Origin of the sequence: Cryobacterium sp. N22, assembly GCF_002929555.1 — a bacterium.
Classification (GTDB): Bacteria; Actinomycetota; Actinomycetes; order Actinomycetales; family Microbacteriaceae; genus Cryobacterium.
This window is the reverse complement of record NZ_PJJP01000026.1, coordinates 46,636-66,775: the sequence shown is the minus strand read 5'-3', so window position 1 is coordinate 66,775 and position 20,140 is coordinate 46,636. Positions and strand designations below refer to the sequence as shown.

The window sequence follows — 20,140 nt, the reverse complement described above, 5'->3', positions numbered from 1 at the left end:
GCCCGCGGAGCGAAACCGGTGGGCAGCCGTCGAAAGTGAGCCCGCAAGACGACATCGCCGTTTACGCGATAGTGAGGGTATGCAGATCTACTCCGACTACGCCGCCCACCGCTCCCGTCAGGTCGCCGTCGATGTGATCGCCGTCGCCGCCATCGCCGCATGGATCGGCCTCGGAGCTTTCGTCTACTCGCTCGTGATCGACCTCGCCCGGTTCGGCGAGCAGATGGAGTCCGCCGGGTCCGGCTTCTCCACCACGATGAGTGACATCGGCGACAGGTTCGGCGGTATGCCGCTCATCGGCGCCGGCATCAGCGCACCGTTCGAGGCCGCCAGTGGCGCGGGCCACAGCCTGGAGGCGGCCGGCCGCAGCCAGCAGGAGGCCGTGCTGAATCTCGCCGTCGGCCTGGGGTGGGGAATCGCCGTCGTGCCTATCGCAACGATCCTGCTGTTCTGGCTTGTACCGCGCCTGCGGTTCACGCGCCGGGCGGCCACGACACGGCGGCTGGTTCGTGCAGGCATCACCGTGGACCTGCTCGCGCTGCGGGCCCTGACGAATCAGAAGCTGTCGGTGTTTGCCGCGGTCGACGCCGACCCCGTGTCCGCGTGGCGTCGGGGCGACGCCGAGGTGATGCGTTCACTCGCCGCGCTGGAGCTCAAGGCCTCGGGGGTGCGCATCCGCTGACGCGCGTGCCCGGTACCGCGTGGTGCTGGCGGCCGCGGCCGGTGCGGGCGAGGATGGTTCCATGGCCGCAACTCTCACGGATGTCGCCCGCGAACTGTACGGCCTCCGGCCACAGGACTTCACAGCCGCGCGCAACATCACGGCGCAGGAGCTGAAATCTTCGGAGGCCGCTCTCTCCAAGCAGGTCGCAGCGCTGAAGAAGCCCTCCCCTGCGGCCTGGGTGGTGAACCTCCTCGCCCGGGAGAAGACCGACGATCTCACCGCGCTCCTCGACCTCGGCGAGCACATGCGCACCGCCCAGGAGCAGCTGGACCGGGACGCGTTGCGGCGACTCAGCGGCGAGCGCCGGGCCGCCGTCACCGCGCTCGCCCAGGCGGGTGCCGCGCGAGCCGCCGGACTCGGGAACCCGCCCACCCCGGCCGTGCTCGGCGAGGTCGAGCAGACCCTGTTGGCCGGCACGTCGGATCCCGCCGCCGCCGGCGCCGTCGCCAGCGGGCTGCTGGTCAAGCCGTTGTGGGCCGGCGGCTTCGAACCCGTCGACCTGGACGGCGCCGTCGCCGTGCCGGATACGGCGTCGTGGGCCGCGTCGCCCGGCGGCTCCCGCAGCCCCGCACCGCCGGACCCCGTGCAACTGGCCGACGTACGCCGCCGCAAGGAGGCCAGGGCGGAAGCGGAACGGCAGGAGCGCGATGCTGACGCCGCCGCCGTGGAAGTGGATGCCCTGGAGCGTCGCGCCCACCGGCTCGAGCTTCGCCGGGCCAGCCTGGAGGCGGAGATCACGGAGCTTCGGGAGCAACTCGCCACGGCCGAGGCGGCGCTCGCGGCCGTCACCGACGACGACAGCGCCCTGGCCGATGCCCGCACCCACGCCACCCGCGCGGCGGACGACGCCAGAAACCGCGCCCGCGACGCCCGCGACGCCGCCGACGCCGCCGAGAAATCCGGCCAGTCCACCAGCCGATTGACGGCGGCTAGGATACCGCCATGACTCCCAGCGATGCGGTCAACGCGGTTAGCCAGCTCAAGGCCAAAGCGGAGGCGGCCCGGGCCGCTGCGCTGCGCGCCCAGGCCGACGCGGAGGAGGCCGAAACCCGGCTGCGCCAGGCGGAGGATGAGGCACAATCCGCAGCCGCCGCCCCGGCCGGGTCGCCCGCGCAACCCGCCGGGCCCGCCACCAGCCCCCTCGACGAGACCGAGGTCGAGGCGATCCGGTCCGGCTACGCCTTCGACGGGCCGGCGCTCGAGCTCGGCGCCCTCGTCAACGGCGAGGCCCGTCCCGACGTGCAGATCCGCATCCCGCTGGCCATGACGAACCGGCACGGGTTGGTCGCCGGAGCAACCGGAACCGGAAAGACCAAGACGCTGCAGGTGCTCGCCGAACAGCTGTCCGCGCACGGGGTGCCGGTGTTCGCCGCCGACATCAAGGGTGACCTCTCCGGCATCGCCAGCACCGGCACGCCCAGCGACAAACTGCTCGCCCGCACCTCCGCGCTGGGCCAGGACTGGGCCGGCGCCGCCTCCCCCACGGAGTTCTTCTGCCTCGGCGGCATCGGCCACGGCATCCCGATCCGGGCCACCGTCGCCGGGTTCGGCCCGCTGCTGCTGAGCAAGGTCCTCGGGCTCAACGACACCCAGGAGTCCAGCCTGGGCCTGGTCTTCCACTATGCCGATGAGGCCGGCCTGCCGCTGCTGGATCTGACCGACCTGCGGGCGGTGCTCAGCTTCCTGATCAGCGACGACGGCAAGGGCGAACTCACCGGCCTCGGCGGGCTCTCCAGCGCCACCGTCGGCGTCATCCTGCGCGAACTCATCACCTTCGCCGACCAGGGTGCCGACGTCTTCTTCGGTGAACCCGAGATCGACACCACCGAGTTCCTCTCCGTCACCGCCGACGGCCGCGGCCTGGTGAGCCTGCTCGAGGTGCCCGGGGTGCAGGACCGGCCCGCCCTGTATTCAACGTTCCTGATGTGGCTGCTCGCCGACCTGTTCAACGACTTGCCTGAGGTGGGCGACCTGGACAAACCGAAGCTGGTGTTCTTCTTCGACGAGGCGCACCTGCTGTTCCGGGACGCGTCCAAGGACTTCCTGGCCGCGATCACCCAGACCGTGCGGCTCATCCGCTCGAAGGGGGTGGGCATCTTTTTTGTCACCCAGACGCCGAAGGACGTGCCCGGCGACGTGCTCGCCCAGCTGGGCTCGCGGGTGCAGCACCAACTGCGGGCGTTCACCCCGGATGACGCCAAGGCGCTGCGGGCGACGGTGTCGACCTTCCCCACCTCCGGCTATGACCTCGACGAGGTGCTCACCGGGCTCGGCATCGGCGAGGCCGTCGTCACGGTGATGAACGAGAAGGGCGCACCGAGTCCGGTCGCGTGGACCCGGCTGCGGGCGCCGCTGGGGTCGATGGCGCCCACCCCGGCCGCACAGATCGAGGCCGGCATCGCCGCGTCCCCGCTGCTCGCCCGCTACGGCGAGCCGGTCGACCGGGATTCCGCCCGGGAGATGCTGGCCACCCGGCTGGAGGCCGCCACCAGGGTCGCCGAAGCCGAACAGCGGGCGATCGACCAGGCCAAGGCGGCCGCCGAGCTCGCGAAACAGCAGGCGGCCGCGGATGCGCAGCAGGCCAAGGCCCAGAAGAAGGCCGACGCCGACTACGAGCGGCTCCGGCGCCAGGCCGAAACCGGGTCCCGTACCCGCACCAAAACGCAGAAGTCGGTGCTCGAGGAGGTGCTGGGCTCCCCCGCCACCAAAACGATCCTCACCGGCATCGTCACCGGCATCTTCGGCACCCGCCGCCGGCGCCGCTGACCCTCGCAGCCCACCTGTGGTCTCCGCGGCAGGCGTCGTCCCGTGGCCCGAACGTCCCCGTCTGCTGGCAGCGAACGGCGCCCACAGGCGAACCCGACGGACGTACGCTCTGGTGCCATGAACGATATCCCGGCGATGGATGACGACGGGCTGCTCGACGCGTATTCGAAGACCGTCATGGCCGTGGCCACACGGGTGCTGCCCAGCGTGGCCAGTGTCGCGGTGCGCAGCACGCAGGGAGCCGGTGCGGGGAGCGCGAGCGTCATCACCGACGATGGTTTCCTCCTCACCAGCGCCCATGTCGTCGCCGGCGCCGGCGTGGCCGAGGTCGGCTTCGCCGACGGTACCGGCAGCCGGGTCGACGTGGTCGGCCGCGACACCCTCTCCGATCTGGCCGTGCTGCACGCGCGCGGCGCCACCCCGCCGCCGGTGCAGTTCGGCGATGCCGCGCAGCTGCGTGTCGGCCAGTTGGTCGTGGCGCTGGGCAACCCGCTGGGCCTGGCCGGCAGCGTCACCGCCGGTATCGTCTCGGCGCTCGGCCGGTCGCTGCCCACCCGGTCCGGGCGGGTGATCGACGAGGTGATCCAAACCGACGCCGCCCTCAACCCGGGCAACAGCGGCGGGGTGCTGGCCGACAGCGTGGGGCGCATGGTCGGGGTCAACACCGCGGTGGCGGGCATCGGGGTGGGCCTGGCGGTGCCGATCAATGCGACCACCCGGGCGATCATCACCGCACTGATGACCACCGGGCGGATGCGGCGCGCGTGGCTGGGCATCGCCGGCGCCCAGGTGCCGCTGCCGCCGGCGCTGGCGGCCCGGATCGGCTCGCCGACCGGCCTGCAGGTCGCCGCCGTCTCCCCGGGCAGCCCGGCGGCGGAGGCCGGGCTGCACCGCGGCGACATCGTGGTCGAACTCGCCGGGCAGCCCGTGGTCACGGCCACGGCCGTTCAGCAGCTGATGGTCGAGGACGCGATCGACAAGCCCATCGAGATCACGGTCTGGCGCAACGGCGCCCTGGTCGACGCCATCACCGTTCCGCGGGAACTCCAGGAGTCCTGACGTCGGCCCGCCACGGCCGATCGATCAGGCCGCGGCGAACCGCCTCGCCGAGCGTTCCTTGGCCTTCTCAGCCTCGACCTCGCGGTTCTTCGGCGGAGCGGTCGTGACCAGGTCCTCGAGCAGGTGCCGCGAGATGTGGGCGATTTCGGCGACCGCACGGTTGAAGGCCTCCTCGTTGGCCTTCGACGGCTTCGTGGAACCGCTGATCTTGCGCACGAACTGCAGCGACGCCGCGTACACCTCGTCGTCGGTGGCGGCAGGTTCAAAATTGTGAAGCTGATGAATGTTCCGGCACATACTTCGAGGGTACCCAGCCGGGCCGAGCCACGGAAGTACGAAAAAGTCTTGCGCGGCGGCCGGGTTGCCCACTACGGTGATGCCTACGCCACTACGACGAAAGGAGCCCAGCGTGATTACTCAGAGAATTGCATCCGCATTCAGCACTACCGCCGGCTTCGTCGGCGTCTTCACCGCCTGATCGGCCAGTAGGTAACCCCACCGGTCCAGACGGTGGTGACGCTCTCGAAGCCCGACCAGGCAGCATCCGCACCGTTTGTGGTTGATCGCACCCGCTATAGCGCGCGCGACCGGCCGCACGGGGCGCGGCGACGGCATCCGTGTGCATCCGCACTCGTTCGCATCCGTCTGCCCGGGTCACTCACCCCGTGAGAGCGCGTGCACTCCGCGCGACGCCCTCGTGCCGCCATGCGCGGCCACCCTTCATTCGGCGAGCCCGAACGCTCCGCACGAGCGCCCGGATTCTTAGAACCGTCCTCTTTAAGGAATGCATCCTCATGAATACCCGACTGGCGCCCGTTCCGGGCAGCCACGATCACCCACCCCAACCCGTTGGCTCGCCCGCGACGCACCCCGTGCGCCGCGTGGGCCTGGTCGATCGCGCCGCCATGCACCTTGGCGTCGCACTGATCCGCTGGGGCCGCCGGCCCGTGCGCGGTCGCCGCCGGGCACGCCTCACTGTCGCCCCCCAGTCGATCGCGGCACGCCGGGAACNTCGCCCCCCAGTCGATCGCGGCACGCCGGGAACTGGACCGGGTTCGGGACGAGCATCTGGCCCTGACGCTGACTCAGTTCCGATGACGGAGCCGGTATGCGGGCGCGGCGCCGCTATGCGGGTGGCGCGCCACCCGCATAGCGGCGCCTGACCCGCCTAACGGGTCCGGACCGGTTCCGGATGCGTTCAGCCGCGCGGCGCCGCGTCCAAGGCGCCCCGCCATTGCTCGAGCAGGCGCGCCACGCTGCGGCTGTGCGCCCACGGCACCTCGGGCGCCTCGGTTCGGCCGTCCAGAAGAGCCTGCGACACGGCGTCGGCCTCCGCGGCGAACGGGTCCACCGTCGGCACCTCGACGAGTCGGTCACGGCCATCCTTGCGCACGATGAACGACGCGGCCGAGGCGCTCCGGCTGCCGAACACGTCGGCCAGCTCGATGATCCCGGTGCTCCCGCTGAGCGTCGCGGATCGGGGCAGCTCGGCGACGATGGAGCACTCTACGTCCGCGGAGAAGCCCGCGCCGGCGATCGTGGCGCTGGCGTGCTCGTCGACTCCGGTGTCGCCGATGTGGCCCGCGGCGACGGTGACACGCAGGCCGGTCGGGTCCACACCGGCGGCGGCGGCGAGGCCCACCGCGAGCGCCACCGGGTAGCCGCCCACGTCGAGGATCGCCCCGCCGGCCAGCTCCGGATCGAACAGGCGGCCCGTCCGTTCCCCGGCCGCGAAGCCGAACGAGGCCACCAGCTGCAACGCGGTTCCCACCTCGCGGCTGGCGACGGCGGCATCCAGGGCCCGTGCGAACGGTCCGAACCGGTGTTTGTACGCCTCGACGAACGGCAGTCCGGAGGCCGCGGCCTGGCCGAGGACCCGCTCCAGCTCCGCCGTGCTCGGCGCGACAGGCTTCTCGCACAGCACCGCCTTGCCGGCCTTCAGCGCGGCCACGGCGAGATCCGCGTGGGTCGTGTTCACCGTGGAGATGTAGACGGCGTCGATGTCGTCCCGGGCGAGGAGCTCCTCGTAGGATCCGGTGACGGGCGCCCCGTGTGTTGCCGCGAACGCGGCCGCCCGGTCGGGGTTCGTGCTGCCGACCGCGTGCAGTGTGCCGTGCGCCGACCCGGGCAACGCCCGCGCGAACCAGCCGCCGATATCGCCAGGTCCCAGGATCGCCCACCGCGTAGTCTTCATTCCCTGAAGGTATCAACCTTCGGCGACGAACATTTCCCGGTGAGGGAGCGGAATCTGATGCGGTGGTACGGGTGCCCCTGGAGGGACTCGAACCCCCAACCCTTTCCTTAGGACGGAACTGCTCTTCCATTGAGCTACAGAGGCTGACCGGGAAAGTTTAGCCGCTATCCGCACCGGTTGAGCCCACGCGACACACGGGGTGCCCGTCTTCGCCGAGTTACCCCGGTGCGGACCAGTTGCTCCGGTGCGCGGGGGCAACTCGTCCGCAGGAGGGCACGTCGCGAAACTAGGTCGGCGGGTAGAGGTAAACCGGAACCTCGCTGATCGGCACGGTACGCGTGTGATACGCGTGGGAGCCGTTCCAGTTGTATTCCTCGAGCACGACGGTGCCGTCTCCCGGCACCGACTGCACGTAGGCGACGTGGTTGTAGGTGAACCAGGCCACGGCACCCACGACGGGCGACTTGCTGCTGGCCCAGCCCTTGCTCGACCAGGCGTTGGCCCAGGCGGATGCGTTGCCGCCGCCGGGCGTCATGGTCGACCAGGTCCACTTGAACGGGCCGGTGGCGCCGGCGTCGCGGTTGAGCCGCCAGGCCACGAAGTCCACGCACTCGCGGTAGTAGTAGCCGAGCGGGGAGAACCCGCCGCCCTGGGATTCCGTGGCAGCGTCCCGCCAGGGGTAGTCGTCGCCCTCGGCGCGGATGCCCACCACGGCGTACTCGGCCGCAGAGGTGCGCACGTCTTCGGCGGCCTGCTTCTGCACGAGGTCCGCTTCGATGTTCGCCTCGATCTCGTCGAGTTCGGCCTGGCTCGTCGCGGTGAAGCCGTCGGTGGAAATGCTCACGGCGGCGGCAGCGGCGGCCACGGTGAGGTCCTGGGTATCCCGGGGGGCCTTGGCGCTGATCCCGGCCGAGCCACCCTGCGGGCTGAAGGCGTAGGCGGGCAGCGCGGCGGTGAGGAAGATGGCCGGGATGGCCAGGAGAGTCACCATCTTGGCGAACTGCTTGCGGCGCTTGACGGGTCGCTTGGCCGGGCTGGTGCGAGCGCCGGCGGGCGCTGTGGCCGGTGCGGATGCCGCCGAGAAGGGCCGGTACCGGCCCGGGCGCCCCGGACGCGGGGCCACGGGGGCGCTCGGCGCGGACGGTTCGACGGCCGATGTGGTGGTGCTGCCGACGATGACGGCGAGGTCCGGCGACACCGACAGGATCGCGACCGGCGGTACGGGAACGGCGGTGACAACGGCGGCCGACTCAACGGGGACGACGGCGACCTCAGCGGGAACAACGACGGTGTCAGTTGGAACGACGGCGACCTCAGCGGGCACGACAACGGACTCAACGGGGACGATGATGGCGGGGGAATCGGATGCCTCAGCGGCGACGCGCTGGGCTCGGGCCTCGCGACGCGTGGGTAACGCGCCGTCGCCCTCAGGCGAGCCGGCGGGGCCGGAATGAGTCACAGATAAACCTCTACATACAGCCGCTACCGGAGGGGGACTTCACAACTGTAGGTGATGGGTGGGTCCGCTGTCACCTCGAACGTTACGTTTTCGTGACAATGGCACTACAAAGGGGTGACCATCCACAAATCCGTGCCGATCGATGAGACTACGCGGCGGCCGTCGCGAGGAACTCGTCCCACTGCGGCAACGGTCGTTCCACGCCGCTGACCACCCAGGTGGTGCCCTGCGGCATCCGGGGGTGAAAGCGCAGGTCCCAGCCCATCTCGGCGGGCGTCCGGTCGCTCTTGAGGTTGTTGCAGCGCAGGCAGCAGGCCACGAGGTTGTCCCAGGTGTCGCGGCCGCCGCGGGACCGCGGCTGCACGTGATCGATCGTGCTGGCACTTTTGCCGCAGTAGCAGCAGCGGTGGTCGTCGCGCCGCAGCACTCCGCGCCTGCTCACCGGCACGGCCCGCGACCGCGGCAGGCGCACGTAACGGGTGAGCAGGATCACGCTGGGCCGCTCCCACGACTCCGTCGCCGCCCAGACCGGGTGACCCTGGTCCGCCTGAATGATTGTTGCCTTCTGGTTCATGACGAGCACGAGTGCCCGCTTGAACGACACGACCGCGAGGGGTTCATATCCCGCGTTGAGGACCAGTGTGCGCATGCGCTCCCTTTCGAAAAAGGCTGGACGGCTTCCAGCCATTCGAACTGCTGTCTGGCGTCGACGGGGAGGAGATGCGGGCAAACAAAAAGGGCGTCGTCATCATGACAACGCCCCATGGGCTTCGGTGTGCTCGGGGCACACGACACCCAGACAGATTTGACTGCTGTGCCGCAGCGCGAAGTGTCCGCGCACATCCATGGTGTGGATCGTGCGTAGCTTGCGCATTGGCTCTCCCAAAATCCCGCAGAACATCAGGGGATCAGGTTAACCCACAAATGGTGCACCACGATAACGTGGCGCACCATTTGTGCTATGCGTTACCCAGTGTTTACCCGGGCGGTGTCGCGGGCGGCTCGCTCGAACCCGCTCAGATGCCCAGCCGCACGATGAAGTAGTCGCTGGTCCAGATCGGCTGCACCCGCACCGATGCTCCTTCGTAGGGCGCGTGCAGGATGTTGCCGTTGCCGGCGTAGAACCCGTCGTGGCCGTCCATGATCACCAGGTCGCCCGGTTGGGCATCCGCCAGGGCGATCCGGGTGCCGGCGGCGCCCTGTCCGGTGGAGGAGTGCGGCAGCGAGATGCCGAACTGCGCGTACACGTACATCACGAAGCCCGAGCAGTCGAACCCGGCCGGAGTGGCACCGCCGTAGACGTAGGGGACGCCCTGATATTGCAGCGCGACGCTGTACACCGACGAGAGACTGAAGCTCGGGTACGCCGAGCTGGCCAGGTAGTCGGCCGCCGAGGGGCCGGTGAACGACTCCGCATAGGTGGTCATCGAGGTCGCGGCGGCCGCCCGCGCGGCTTCCGCGGCTGCCGCGGCCTCGGCGGCGTCCGCGGCGTCCGCGGCGTCGATCTCGGCCTGCGGCGTGGCTGCGAAGGCATCCTGGGCGACCGAGACGGTCGCTGCCGTCTCATCGACGGCCACCGCCTGGGCGCCCGCCTTGGTCAGTTCGGTGGCATCCGTGGCTACGAAGGTGCCCTCGGCGTCCGCCGGGGCGAACGCGTAGGCCGGTAGCGCCATGGTGGCGACGAGTCCGGTGGCCAGGGTCATCATCACGACGGGACCCACGGTGCTTCGGAGTTTGGATCTCTTGACGGGTGACCCGGGCGGCATGACGATGCGCGGGCCCACCTCGGATTGCGTCGCGCGCATCGGGTCGGCGGGAGCGGGGCGTATCGCCACCGCTGTGGAACGTCGACCGCTTCGGGACAGTCTTCTGCCTAATAGAGTCAAATCGGACCTCCGGCGCCTCGACAACACTAGGGAGTTGCCCCGTCCAGGTGCGCGTGAACGCATGGAATTTCCGCAGCAAGCGACGGGAAGGGTAGAGACGTCTTGCGCGGGCCCGACGATCGGTCTCTGATCTGTGGGCAGGTCGAGGCTACGTGATCGAATTCGTTTTGTCACCCCAAATGGGCGAAATCTAACGAATTGGTAACAAGGCTGTGAATTTCTGTTGAAAACCCAGGTCCGGCTAGGAGTCGGTGGCGGGCGTGGTCACGAAGATATGGCCGGCGACCTCGTTGGGCAGCTCCAGTCCGTCGCCGAAGCCCTCAACCTGCACCAGAACGTAGGAGCCCACGGCCGAGAACACTCCGGTGTTGCCCGGCAGAACGCCGGACTGCTTGAGCTGGGCAAGAAGCTCAGGGTCGAACTGCACGGGCTCTCCCAGCCGGCGGATGACGGCGCTCACGGGTGCATCGGACGCCGCGACGACGTCGAGCAGGTTGGTGACGCCCGCCATGAACGCCACGGCCGGGGAGTCGCCCAGCTCGTCGAGGCCGGGGATCGGGTTGCCGTACGGGGATTCGGTGGGGTGACCGAGGATTTCGAGGATCTTGCGCTCGACCTGTTCGCTCATCACGTGTTCCCACCGGCAGGCTTCGTCGTGGACGAACTCCCACTCGAGACCGATGACGTCGCTGAGCAGGCGTTCCGCGAGGCGGTGCTTGCGCATCACGTGCACGGCCTTGGTGCGGCCGCTGAGGGTCAGCTCGAGGTGCCGGTCGCCGGAGACGACGACGAGACCGTCGCGCTCCATTCTGGCCACGGTTTGGGACACTGTCGGTCCGGAGTGGCCCAACCGCTCGGAGATGCGGGCGCGGAGGGGAACAATGTTCTCCTCCTCGAGGTCGAGGATGGTGCGGAGATACATTTCGGTCGTGTCGATAAGGTCAGTCATCCGCAGCCTCCCGCTCGGCCATATGTGCAACGCCACAACACTACCCGTGCGAAGCGGGCAACTAGAATCCTGTTATGCCGGACCTACAGATCCCCACAGAATTGCTGCCCGCCGACGGACGTTTTGGCTGCGGCCCGTCCAAGATCCGTCAGGAGCAGCTGGACTACCTCTCCGGCGCCGGCGCGAGCATCCTGGGCACCTCCCACCGCCAGGCACCGGTGAAGAACCTGGTCGGGCGCGTCCGCACCGGCCTCAGCGACCTCTTCCGCGCCCCGGAGGGCTACGAGCTCATCATGGGCAACGGCGGCTCGACCGCGTTCTGGGACGCCGCCGCGTTCTCGCTCATCGAAACCCGCGCCCAGAACCTCGTCTTCGGCGAGTTCGGCGGTAAGTTCGCCGCCGCCGCCGCCGCTCCGTTCCTCACCGCTCCCGACGTCATCAAGTCCGCCCCCGGCTCGCGCGCCGCCGCCGTTCCCACCGAGGGCGTCGACGTGTACGCCTGGCCGCAGAACGAAACCTCCACCGGCGTCATGGCCCCGGTCACCCGGGTGCACGGAGACGCGGGCGCCCTGACCGTCATCGACGCCACCAGCGCCGCCGCCGGCATCGACTTCGAGGCCGACCAGGCGGATGTCTACTACTTCGCTCCGCAGAAGAACCTCGCCTCCGACGGTGGCATCTGGCTGGCCCTGTTCTCCCCCGCGGCAATCGAGCGGGTCGAACGCATCGCCGCCAGCGGCCGGTACATCCCCGAGTTCCTCAGCCTCAAGAACGCCATCGACAACTCCCGTCTCAACCAGACGCTCAACACGCCCGCCGTGTCGACGCTGCTGCTGATGGAGAACCAGCTCGAATGGATCAACGGCAACGGCGGGTTGGCCTGGGCGTCGGCGCGCACCGCGGAGTCTTCCTCGGTGCTCTACGACTGGGCCGCGACCGTGGACTACGCCACGCCGTTCGTGACCGACCCGAGCCACCGCTCGCAGGTCGTCGCCACGATCGACTTCGACGACGCAATCGACGCCGCGGCCATCGCCAAGATCCTGCGCGCCAACGGAATCGTCGACACCGAGCCGTACCGCAAGCTCGGTCGCAACCAGCTGCGCGTCGCCACCTTCACGGCCATTGACCCGGCGGATGTGCGGAAGCTCGTCTCGTCGATCGAGTACGTAGTAGCCAACCTGGGATAGTCGCCCATGCGTTTCTGGCTGAAAGACAGCGAAAGACGGCCCGACCCGCTGCCCGCCCGCGCGAATGCGCGGAAAGCGGTGGCAGCGGGTTCGGCCGGCTGGCTAGTGCTGCTGGTGCTGGCCGTCGTCTTCCGAGCTGAATTGAACGACGCCGGCCTGGGCTGGTGGCTGTGGTGCGCCGTCATCGGTCTGGGCCTGGGCCTCTGCGGACTCGGCTTCGTGCTGTTCAGACGCCATTAGCGCCTCGTCCACGTCGATTCCATCGAGGACGTCGACGCCGTTGTCGACGGCGTCGTCGGACTCGGCGCTCTGGTCGGCGTCGTCGTCGTCATCATCGCTGTCGTCGTCGTCATCGCTGTCGTCGGCATCTTCGTCGTCATCATCGTCGTCGCTGTCGTCGTCGCTGTCGTCGTCGGACCCGCCGAACCCGGCGGCAGCCAGCTCCTCGGCAACCTTGGAGTCAGCGAGCCGGTCGCTCCACGGCACCCATTCCGGGGCGAGCAGGGAATCGTCGCCGGGCATGAGCTCGGTTTCCAGCACCTGCGGCGCGGAGTCGCCGTCGACGCGGGACAGGCTGACCGTCCAGCGCCAACCCGGGTAACCGGTCATCAGGCAGTCGAAGAGCAGCGACAACACGTGCTCACCCTCGACGATGTAGCCGAGCGGTTCACCGATCGTGTCGGCCGGGGTGATCAGTTCCAGAGCGGTCCTGGCCTGGTCGACAGCGGCCACGAGCACCTCATCGGCCTCGAAGACCTCTTCGTCGGCCTCGTCGTCGGCCACGTCGTCGGCATCCTCAGCGGGCGCGGCCCCAGCCGCATCCGCCCGGCCGTCGGCGTCGGCCGTGGTCGAGTCGACAGCGGACTCGGTGGCCGCGGACTCGTCGACCGGCTCGGTCACCGGGGCGTCGGTCTCGGCGACAGGCGGGGCCTTGGGCGGGGTCGGATCGAAGGGATTAAGCATCCAGTTCCTCGGCGACCTTGCGCAGCACTGCCGCGATCTTCTTGCTGTGCGCGGAGTCGGGGTACCGCCCGCGGCGGAGGCTCGACCCGATGCCGTCGAGCAACTTCACCAGGTCCTCGACGATGATGGCCATGTCGTCGGCAGGCTTGCGGCTCAGCTTGGCCAGGCTCGGCGGAGCCTCGATCACGCGCACGGACAGCGCCTGGGCGCCCCGCTTGCCGTCGGCGATGCCGAACTCGAGCTTCATCCCGGCCTTCACCGTCACTCCGGCGGGCACTGCAGACGCGTGCAGGAAGACTTCGTGGCCTTCATCGGACGTGATGAAGCCAAAACCCTTCTCCTCGTCGTAGAACTTGACTTTGCCGGTGGGCATCTGAACCTCGCTGTGATTTTGAGGCGCGCAGAATGCGCGCCGCTTCCCTCAGCATATTCCGTTGTAGCTGACTATGCCCCGTATCCTTAGGTCTGTGACCACTCAAACTCCACACGACCCCGGCCGGCTCGAGAAGATCCTGGCCTACATGGTTGCGGGCGTCGTCGGGCTGTCCATCCTGGCCTTCCTCGCCGTGATCCTCGGCACCGCGGCCGGGGCCGGCGACAACGACGGGTTCAGTCACGGCGTCTGGCCCGCCGTGCTCACCCTGCCCCTGTTCGGTCTTCCCCTCGGCTTCCTGTTGATCATCGCGTTGATGATCGTCAGCGGAGTCCGCCGTGCTCGCGAGGCTCGACAGAAGCAGGAGTAACCCACATGCTGACGCTCGCCTCACGCCTCCGTGCACTGAACGACGCAGCACTGCGCCGCACGATCACGCTCCGGTCGATCTCCCCGCACGGCATCCACGACTTCTTCGACCTCGCCGAAGCGCTCCTCGAGCCCGCAGCCATCCAGTCGACGCTCGCGCACCTGGACCGCAGCACCCTCGCCGTTCTGGCCGTGGCCAGCGAACTGGGCGTTGCCCCGGTGGGTGACCTGGTCGAACGGCTGGCCGACCTCGGGCACGACACCCTGAACGCCGACGACATCTCCGCTCGCGTCGATCGCCTCGACGAGCTGATGCTCCTGGTGCGCACCGACGACACCGTGCGGCCGTATGCCGCCGTCGTCGAACGGCTGCGAGCCTGGCCGGAGGAGGGCCTGCCCAGCGCCGCCGACCTGTCCGGTGTGCCCGCCCCCACCCCGCTGGCCCCGCTCTCGGCCACCGACAGCCGCTTCACCGAGCGGCTGGCCGCCGAACGGGCCGTCACCGCCGTCTCCTCGATCGCCGAACTCCTCACCGAACTCGGCCAGGAGCCGGCCCGCGAACTCAGCCGAGGCGGCCTCGGCCTGCCGGACACCAAACGCCTCTCCGTCGCCATGCGGGTCGACCTGGACGCCGTCGCCCCACTCGTGGGCATCGCCGCCCGTGCCGACCTGGTCACCCTGGGCTCCGGTTACTGGTCGGAGTCCGCCGAGGGAGCGGCCTGGCTGCTCGAGAGCGCACCGGCGCGCTGGGGCGCACTGGCCGCATCCTGGCTCGGTGCCCTGCCCGCCGACGTGAGGCAGATCGTCGCCGAACGGCCCGGCGTGGCCTGGGGTGATGCCCTGCACAGGTTCGTGGCCTGGCTGTACCCGGCCGGCGGCACCTGGATGGACGACCGCATCGCCGCCTTCGCCCATGAGGGCGAGCTGATCGGCATCACCGCTCGCCAGTCCACCAGCCCGGCCGGCGCCGCCGTGCTCCGCGGCGACATCGACGCCGCCATCGCCATCATCGCCGCGTCGCTGCCCGCCGAGGTGGGTACCGTCCACCTGCAGCACGACCTCTCCATCGTGGCGCCCGGCCCGTTGTCGGCCTCGATCGACGCCCGGCTGCGCACCTTCGCGGATGTCGAGAGCCGCGAGCTGGCGTCCAGCTACCGGTTGAGCGGTGCGTCGGTCAACCGCGCCCTCGCCGCCGGCGACGACGCGGAGTCCATCCTGCACTTCCTGGCCACGATTTCGCTCACCGGCGTCCCCCAGCCGGTGGACTACCTCATCCGTGACGCCGCCAACCGGTACGGGACGGTGCGGGTGGGCCGCATCGACCCCGAGAACCCGGCCGGGCACAGTTATGTCGCGTCCACGGACGCCGCGGTTCTCGGAGCCATCGCCGTGGACCAGACGCTCACGGCGCTCGCGCTGACACCGGTCTCCCCCACCCGCCTCAGCAGCCCCCAGCCCGCCGACACCGTGTTCTGGGCGCTCACCGACGCCCGGTACCCCGTCGCCGCCGAGAACGCGGCCGGCGAGGTGGTGCATCCGCGGCGGCATCCCGTCGTCCGCCCGACTCGCGTGGTCGTACCGGACCCCACGGTCGCGCTTGTCGAGGAGCTGCGCGCCACCGACGGCGGCGAGGCGAAGGCCGCGCACGCCTGGCTGGCCCGGCAACTGGATTCCGCCATCAAGCACCGGCAGACGGTGCTGGTGAGCGTGCAGATGCCCGGCGGCGCCGTGGTGGACTACCTCCTCGAACCGGCCAGCGTCGGCGGCGGCCGGTTCCGCGCCCGGGACCGTCGGGCCGATATCGAACGCACGCTGCCGCTCTCCAGCGTCGTCAGCATCGTCCCCGCTCCCTGACCCGGCGGCCGGGGCCGGTCGGGTGCACCCCCGGACGCGGGTGGGCACGGCCGCAGCCCACGGGCGTAGCATTGTTGCTTATGTCCGATGGCCCGCTGATCGTCCAAAGTGACCGCACGGTTCTGCTCGAAGTCGCGCACCCTCTGGCCGAGGATGCCCGGCACGACCTGGCCGTCTTCGCCGAACTGGAACGCGCGCCGGAACACATCCACACCTACCGCATCACCCGGCTCGGCCTTTGGAACGCCCGTGCCGCCGGGCACGACGCGGCTAACATGCTGGCCACGCTGGAGAAATACTCCAAGTTCGCGATTCCGCAGACCGTCACCGTCGACCTCGAAGAAACCGTAGGCCGCTACGGCCGCCTGGTCATCGACCGTGACGCCGAGGGCCAGCTGGTGCTGCGCAGTCTTGACGCCCCGGTGCTGACCGAGGTGGCCGGCGCCCGGCGCATCGCCCCGCTGCTGATCGGCCAGCCCACCCCGGACTCGTTCCTGGTGGCGCCGTGGGCCCGTGGGCAGCTCAAGCAGGAACTGGTCAAGCTCGGCTGGCCCGCTGAGGATCTCGCCGGCTACACGCCGGGCACCCCGCACGACATCGCGCTGCTCGAAGACGGCTGGGCGCTGCGTGACTACCAGCACAAGGCCGTGTCGAACTTCTTCGAGGCCGGCTCCGGTGTCGTGGTGCTGCCCTGCGGCGCCGGCAAGACCCTCGTGGGCGCCGGCGCGATGGCCACCGCCAAGACCAACACCCTGATCCTGGTCACCAACACCGTCTCCGCGCGGCAGTGGCGCGACGAGTTGCAGAAGCGCACCACCCTCACGGCGGAGGAGATCGGCGAGTACTCCGGCCAGGTCAAGGAGGTCAAACCCGTCACCATCGCGACGTACCAGATCCTCACGGCCAAGCGGAAGGGCGAGTACGCGCACCTCGAGCTGCTCGACGCGATGGACTGGGGCCTGGTGATCTACGACGAGGTGCACCTGCTGCCCGCCCCGGTGTTCAAGCTCACCGCCGAGTTGCAGGCCCGCCGTCGGCTCGGCCTGACCGCCACCCTGGTGCGCGAAGACGGCCGCGAGGGCGACGTGTTCAGCCTGATCGGCCCCAAGCGGTTCGACGCCCCGTGGAAGGAGATCGAGGCCCAGGGCTTCATCTCCCCCGCCGCCTGCTTCGAGGTGCGCATCGACCTGCCCCACGACGAGCGGCTCAGGTACGCCGCCGCGCCCGACGACGAGCGTTACCGGATGGCCGCCACCGCGCCCGCGAAGCTGGACATCGTGAAGGAGCTGGTGGGGATGCATCCCGGCGAACGCATCCTCGTGATCGGCCAGTACCTCGACCAGATCGACGAGCTCGCCGAGGCCCTGCAGGCGCCCAAGCTCACCGGGGCCACCCCGGTGGACGAACGCGAACGGCTGTACCAGGCGTTCAGGGTGGGCGAGGAGAACCTGCTCGTGGTGTCGAAGGTGGCCAACTTCTCCATCGACCTGCCCGAAGCCTCCGTCGCCATCCAGGTGTCGGGGTCGTACGGGTCCCGGCAGGAGGAGGCCCAGCGCCTCGGCCGGCTGCTGCGCCCGAAGGAGTCCGGCCTCACCGCGAGTTTTTACACCCTCGTGGCCCGCGACACCGTCGACCAGGACTTCGCCCAGAACCGCCAGCGCTTCCTGGCCGAGCAGGGCTACGCCTACACGATCCTCGACGCACACTCCCTCACCCGCCCCGCCGTGGCCGCGAACTGAGAGAAAAGCCCCAGAACGCACGAGTTTTCGGGGCTTAGCTCACAGTTCGCGGGCTCGGAGGTAGCGCAGGAGGAGGGTGTCGCCGGCGGGGAGGGCGTGGGCGAGGTGCATCCGGCGCGGCGCCGCCTCCGGCGCGCCGGCGATGCGCGGTGCCCGGCCGGACTCGAGCAGCGGGGCCAGGGTGAGGCAGAGTTCGTCCACGGCGTCCGCGGTCAGCAGCGAGCCGAACAGGCTGGGGCCGCCCTCGCAGAGCATCTGCGGATAGCCCCGCGCGGTGAGGGTGCGCACCAGCAGCGCGTGGTCGACGGATGCCTCCCCGCAGACCAGCACGTCGGCCACTTCGGCGAGCTCCGCGCGCCGTTCCGCGGGGGCCTGGGCGTGGGTGATCACGATCGGCCGGGTGGCCGCCTCGGTGAACACCGGGTGTGCCGGGTCCAGGTCGAGCCGGCCGGACACGATCGCCACCGGCGGGTGTTCGGGCAGCGAGTGGGCGACCCGCCAGGACACCGCCTCGTCGGTGAACCGGATCCCGCCGTAGCCCTCGGCGCGCACGGTGCCCGCACCAACGAGGATCACGTCGGTGAGCATCCGAAGGGTGTCGAACACCAGTCTGTCGGCGTCGTCGCCGAGCCCGCCGCTCAGGCCGTCGTGGGTGGCCGCACCGTCCAGGCTGCTGATGAAGTTCACTCGCAGGTGCGGGGTCGTGCGGTCCGGCACCGTGTAGCGGGCCAGCACGTCATCGGGATCGAGGGTGGCGGCGTTCATCAGGAGAGGTTGTGGCGCAGATAGGCCGGTTCGCGCCAGCCGAGAATCGCCTCGGTCATTCGCACGGCGTCCACCGCTGCCGAGACGTTGTGCACCCGCACGATGCGGGCGCCCTGCAGGATGCAGTAGACGGCGGCGGCGAGGGTGCCCTCCACCCGGCTGTCGCGGTCACGGTTGAGGGTCTCGCCGATGAAGTCCTTGTTCGAGACCGCCACCAGCGTGGGCAGGCCGAGCGAGGTGATCTCCGCCAGCCGGCGGGTCAGCTCGAGGGAGTGCCTGGTGTTCTTGTTCAGGTCGTGCCCGGGATCGATCACCAGCCGGTCGGCCGGCATCCCGTGGTCGAGGGCGCGTTGCACCCTGGCCTGCAGGAAGTCGGCCACCTCGGCGACGACGTCGTCGTACTGCGGCGCCGGGTACGGCGTGCGGGGCCGGGCCAGGCTGTGCGTGATCACCAGGGTGGCGTCGCTGTCCGCGACGACCTCGGCCATCCGGGGGTCGTGCACGCCAGTGGTGTCGTTGATCACGTGCGCGCCGGCGTTGATGCTGGCCCTGGCCACGTCGGGGTCGAAGGTGTCGACGGAGATCACGACGCCGGAGCCCTGCAGAGCGGCGACGACGGGCACCACCCTGTCGATCTCCTCCGCGACCGGAACGGCCGGTCCCGGGGCGAACTTGGCCCCGCCGATGTCGACCCAGTCGGCACCGTCGTCGATGGCCTGGCGCGCGGCGGCCACGGCCGAATCGAGCGCGAAGGTGGCCCCGCGATCGTAGAACGAGTCCGGCGTGCGGTTGATCACCGCCATCACCGCCACCTCGCGGGCGAAGTCGAAGTCGCGTCCGTTGATGCGGCGCAGGGGCACGTCCAGTCGGGGCAGGATGACCCCGGTTGCGCCGGTCGAGCTGACCATCTGACTCCTCGTGCTGCTGGGCCGCGGTGCGACGCGACGGATGTGTGTTCAGGCGGTGCCCGGTGACGGGTCGAGCAGGTCTTCCAAGGCTATGCGCTTATCCGCGAGACGGGGCAGGTCCACCCTGACATCCCGCCCGTCAGAACCGCACCGAAGCGCTGTCACCGGGTCGCCTGCGCACATACCGCCGACTCACAGGAAAGCACCAGCTAACGCGCAGATACTGGGTGCATGACTGACGGCCCCCGCATCCTTATCGTTGACGACGAACCCAACATCCGGGATCTCCTCACCACCAGCCTCCGCTTCGCCGGCTTCGCCGTGCGCGCCGTGGGAAACGGTGCCCAGGCGATTTCCGCCGTGCTCGAGGAAGAGCCCGACCTCATCATCCTCGACGTGATGCTGCCCGACATGAACGGCTTCGGCGTCACCAAGCGCCTGCGTTCGGCCGGGTACACCGCACCGATTCTCTTCCTCACGGCCAAGGACGACACCGAAGACAAGATCACCGGTCTCACCGTCGGCGGCGACGACTACGTCACCAAGCCGTTCAGCCTCGACGAGATCGTGGCCCGCATCAAGGCCATCCTGCGCCGAACCATGCACGCCGACGAAGACGCGGTCATCCGCGCCGGTGAGCTCACCATGGACCAGGACACCCACGAGGTCCTCGTCGGCGACCAGCCCATTGAGCTCAGCCCCACCGAGTTCAAGCTGCTGCGCTACCTGATGCTCAACCCGAACCGGGTGCTCTCCAAGGCGCAGATCCTCGACCACGTCTGGGAGTATGACTTCAACGGCGATGCGGGCATCGTGGAGTCCTATATCTCCTACCTGCGCCGCAAGGTGGACATGCACTCCAGCGAGCCGCTGATCCAGACCAAGCGCGGCTTCGGCTACATGCTCAAGGCCGCCAAGGCGTAGACCCAGTTTCCCTTCCTT

The 20,140-nt window shown here is 69.6% G+C and carries 19 protein-coding genes, 1 tRNA gene and 1 pseudogene; 10 read left to right on the top strand and 11 right to left on the bottom strand.

Annotated elements, in window-relative coordinates; translation table 11 throughout:
- Positions 1–79 precede the first annotated feature (79 nt).
- From CXY76_RS04600 to CXY76_RS04585, 4 genes are all read left to right on the top strand, one after another.
- Entirely contained in the window at positions 80–682 is a 603-nt protein-coding gene (locus tag CXY76_RS04600) for a hypothetical protein (RefSeq protein WP_104163077.1), read from the top strand.
- A gap of 61 nt (positions 683–743) precedes the next feature.
- Complete coding sequence (locus tag CXY76_RS04595) at positions 744–1,670, top strand: hypothetical protein (RefSeq protein WP_104163076.1); 927 nt, start codon at positions 744–746, stop codon at positions 1,668–1,670.
- Entirely contained in the window at positions 1,667–3,490 is a 1,824-nt protein-coding gene (locus CXY76_RS04590; protein ID WP_104163075.1) for a helicase HerA-like domain-containing protein, read from the top strand. Before CXY76_RS04595 ends, CXY76_RS04590 begins: the two co-directional genes overlap by 4 nt.
- Before the next feature lie 117 nt (positions 3,491–3,607).
- Positions 3,608–4,549: a S1C family serine protease gene (locus tag CXY76_RS04585; RefSeq protein WP_233199568.1), complete on the top strand. Its 942-nt coding sequence runs from the start codon at positions 3,608–3,610 to the stop codon at positions 4,547–4,549.
- Between the two features lie 24 nt (positions 4,550–4,573).
- Here CXY76_RS04585 and CXY76_RS04580 read toward each other — a convergent pair whose 3' ends face one another.
- From CXY76_RS04580 to CXY76_RS04550, 7 genes are all read right to left on the bottom strand, one after another.
- Positions 4,574–4,846 (bottom strand): DUF2277 domain-containing protein, encoded by a 273-nt coding sequence (locus CXY76_RS04580; RefSeq protein ID WP_104163073.1) that lies wholly within the window; start codon positions 4,844–4,846, stop codon positions 4,574–4,576.
- 901 nt (positions 4,847–5,747) lie between these two features.
- On the bottom strand, positions 5,748–6,743 hold the full coding sequence (locus tag CXY76_RS04575) for a Gfo/Idh/MocA family protein (protein ID WP_104163072.1): 996 nt from the start codon (positions 6,741–6,743) through the stop codon (positions 5,748–5,750).
- Between the two features lie 72 nt (positions 6,744–6,815).
- Positions 6,816–6,887: transfer RNA gene (locus CXY76_RS04570), tRNA-Arg, on the bottom strand.
- A 142-nt stretch (positions 6,888–7,029) separates the two neighbouring features.
- A complete protein-coding gene (locus CXY76_RS04565; protein WP_104163071.1) occupies positions 7,030–8,202 on the bottom strand; it encodes a CHAP domain-containing protein in 1,173 nt (390 codons plus the stop codon).
- A 148-nt stretch (positions 8,203–8,350) separates the two neighbouring features.
- Entirely contained in the window at positions 8,351–8,851 is a 501-nt protein-coding gene (locus CXY76_RS04560) for an HNH endonuclease (protein WP_104163070.1), read from the bottom strand.
- Positions 8,852–9,218: 367 nt separating this feature from the next.
- A complete protein-coding gene (locus CXY76_RS04555; RefSeq protein WP_146073365.1) occupies positions 9,219–9,923 on the bottom strand; it encodes a C40 family peptidase in 705 nt (234 codons plus the stop codon).
- A 406-nt stretch (positions 9,924–10,329) separates the two neighbouring features.
- On the bottom strand, positions 10,330–11,037 hold the full coding sequence (locus tag CXY76_RS04550; protein WP_104163068.1) for a metal-dependent transcriptional regulator: 708 nt from the start codon (positions 11,035–11,037) through the stop codon (positions 10,330–10,332).
- Between the two features lie 74 nt (positions 11,038–11,111).
- Here CXY76_RS04550 and serC point away from each other — a divergent pair, with 74 nt between their 5' ends.
- The gene (gene serC / locus CXY76_RS04545; protein WP_104163067.1) at positions 11,112–12,227 is read left to right on the top strand and encodes a phosphoserine transaminase; all 1,116 of its coding nucleotides are present in this window, start codon (positions 11,112–11,114) and stop codon (positions 12,225–12,227) included.
- Positions 12,228–12,233: 6 nt separating this feature from the next.
- Positions 12,234–12,401: pseudogene (locus tag CXY76_RS04540) on the top strand (DUF2530 domain-containing protein); the annotation flags it as partial.
- Here the strand turns inward: CXY76_RS04540 and CXY76_RS04535 are convergent.
- Together CXY76_RS04535 and CXY76_RS04530 are read right to left on the bottom strand one after the other, a co-directional pair.
- On the bottom strand, positions 12,330–13,190 hold the full coding sequence (locus CXY76_RS04535) for a DUF3027 domain-containing protein (RefSeq protein WP_233199567.1): 861 nt from the start codon (positions 13,188–13,190) through the stop codon (positions 12,330–12,332). The pseudogene CXY76_RS04540 and the gene CXY76_RS04535 overlap by 72 nt on opposite strands.
- Positions 13,183–13,563: a cold-shock protein gene (locus tag CXY76_RS04530; protein ID WP_088457027.1), complete on the bottom strand. Its 381-nt coding sequence runs from the start codon at positions 13,561–13,563 to the stop codon at positions 13,183–13,185. The genes CXY76_RS04535 and CXY76_RS04530 overlap by 8 nt, the downstream gene beginning before the upstream one ends.
- Positions 13,564–13,657: 94 nt before the next feature.
- Here CXY76_RS04530 and CXY76_RS04525 point away from each other — a divergent pair, with 94 nt between their 5' ends.
- The 3 genes from CXY76_RS04525 to CXY76_RS04515 all read left to right on the top strand — a co-directional run bounded on the left by CXY76_RS04525 (position 13,658) and on the right by CXY76_RS04515 (position 17,525).
- The gene (locus tag CXY76_RS04525; protein ID WP_146073364.1) at positions 13,658–13,933 is read left to right on the top strand and encodes a hypothetical protein; all 276 of its coding nucleotides are present in this window, start codon (positions 13,658–13,660) and stop codon (positions 13,931–13,933) included.
- A 5-nt stretch (positions 13,934–13,938) separates the two neighbouring features.
- Positions 13,939–15,786: a helicase-associated domain-containing protein gene (locus CXY76_RS04520; protein ID WP_104163064.1), complete on the top strand. Its 1,848-nt coding sequence runs from the start codon at positions 13,939–13,941 to the stop codon at positions 15,784–15,786.
- Positions 15,787–15,866: 80 nt separating this feature from the next.
- Entirely contained in the window at positions 15,867–17,525 is a 1,659-nt protein-coding gene (locus CXY76_RS04515) for a DNA repair helicase XPB (RefSeq protein WP_104163063.1), read from the top strand.
- 39 nt (positions 17,526–17,564) lie between these two features.
- On the opposite strand, the gene CXY76_RS04510 is transcribed toward CXY76_RS04515, so the two are convergent.
- Both CXY76_RS04510 and folP read right to left on the bottom strand, forming a co-directional pair.
- Complete coding sequence (locus CXY76_RS04510; protein ID WP_104163062.1) at positions 17,565–18,290, bottom strand: pyrimidine reductase family protein; 726 nt, start codon at positions 18,288–18,290, stop codon at positions 17,565–17,567.
- Positions 18,290–19,198 carry a dihydropteroate synthase gene (gene folP / locus CXY76_RS04505; protein WP_104163061.1) on the bottom strand — a complete coding sequence of 303 codons (909 nt, stop codon included), beginning with the start codon at positions 19,196–19,198 and terminating at the stop codon, positions 18,290–18,292. The genes CXY76_RS04510 and folP overlap by 1 nt, the downstream gene beginning before the upstream one ends.
- A 231-nt stretch (positions 19,199–19,429) precedes the next feature.
- Here folP and CXY76_RS04500 point away from each other — a divergent pair, with 231 nt between their 5' ends.
- Positions 19,430–20,122: a response regulator transcription factor gene (locus CXY76_RS04500; RefSeq protein WP_066597326.1), complete on the top strand. Its 693-nt coding sequence runs from the start codon at positions 19,430–19,432 to the stop codon at positions 20,120–20,122.
- Positions 20,123–20,140: the final 18 nt, after the last annotated feature.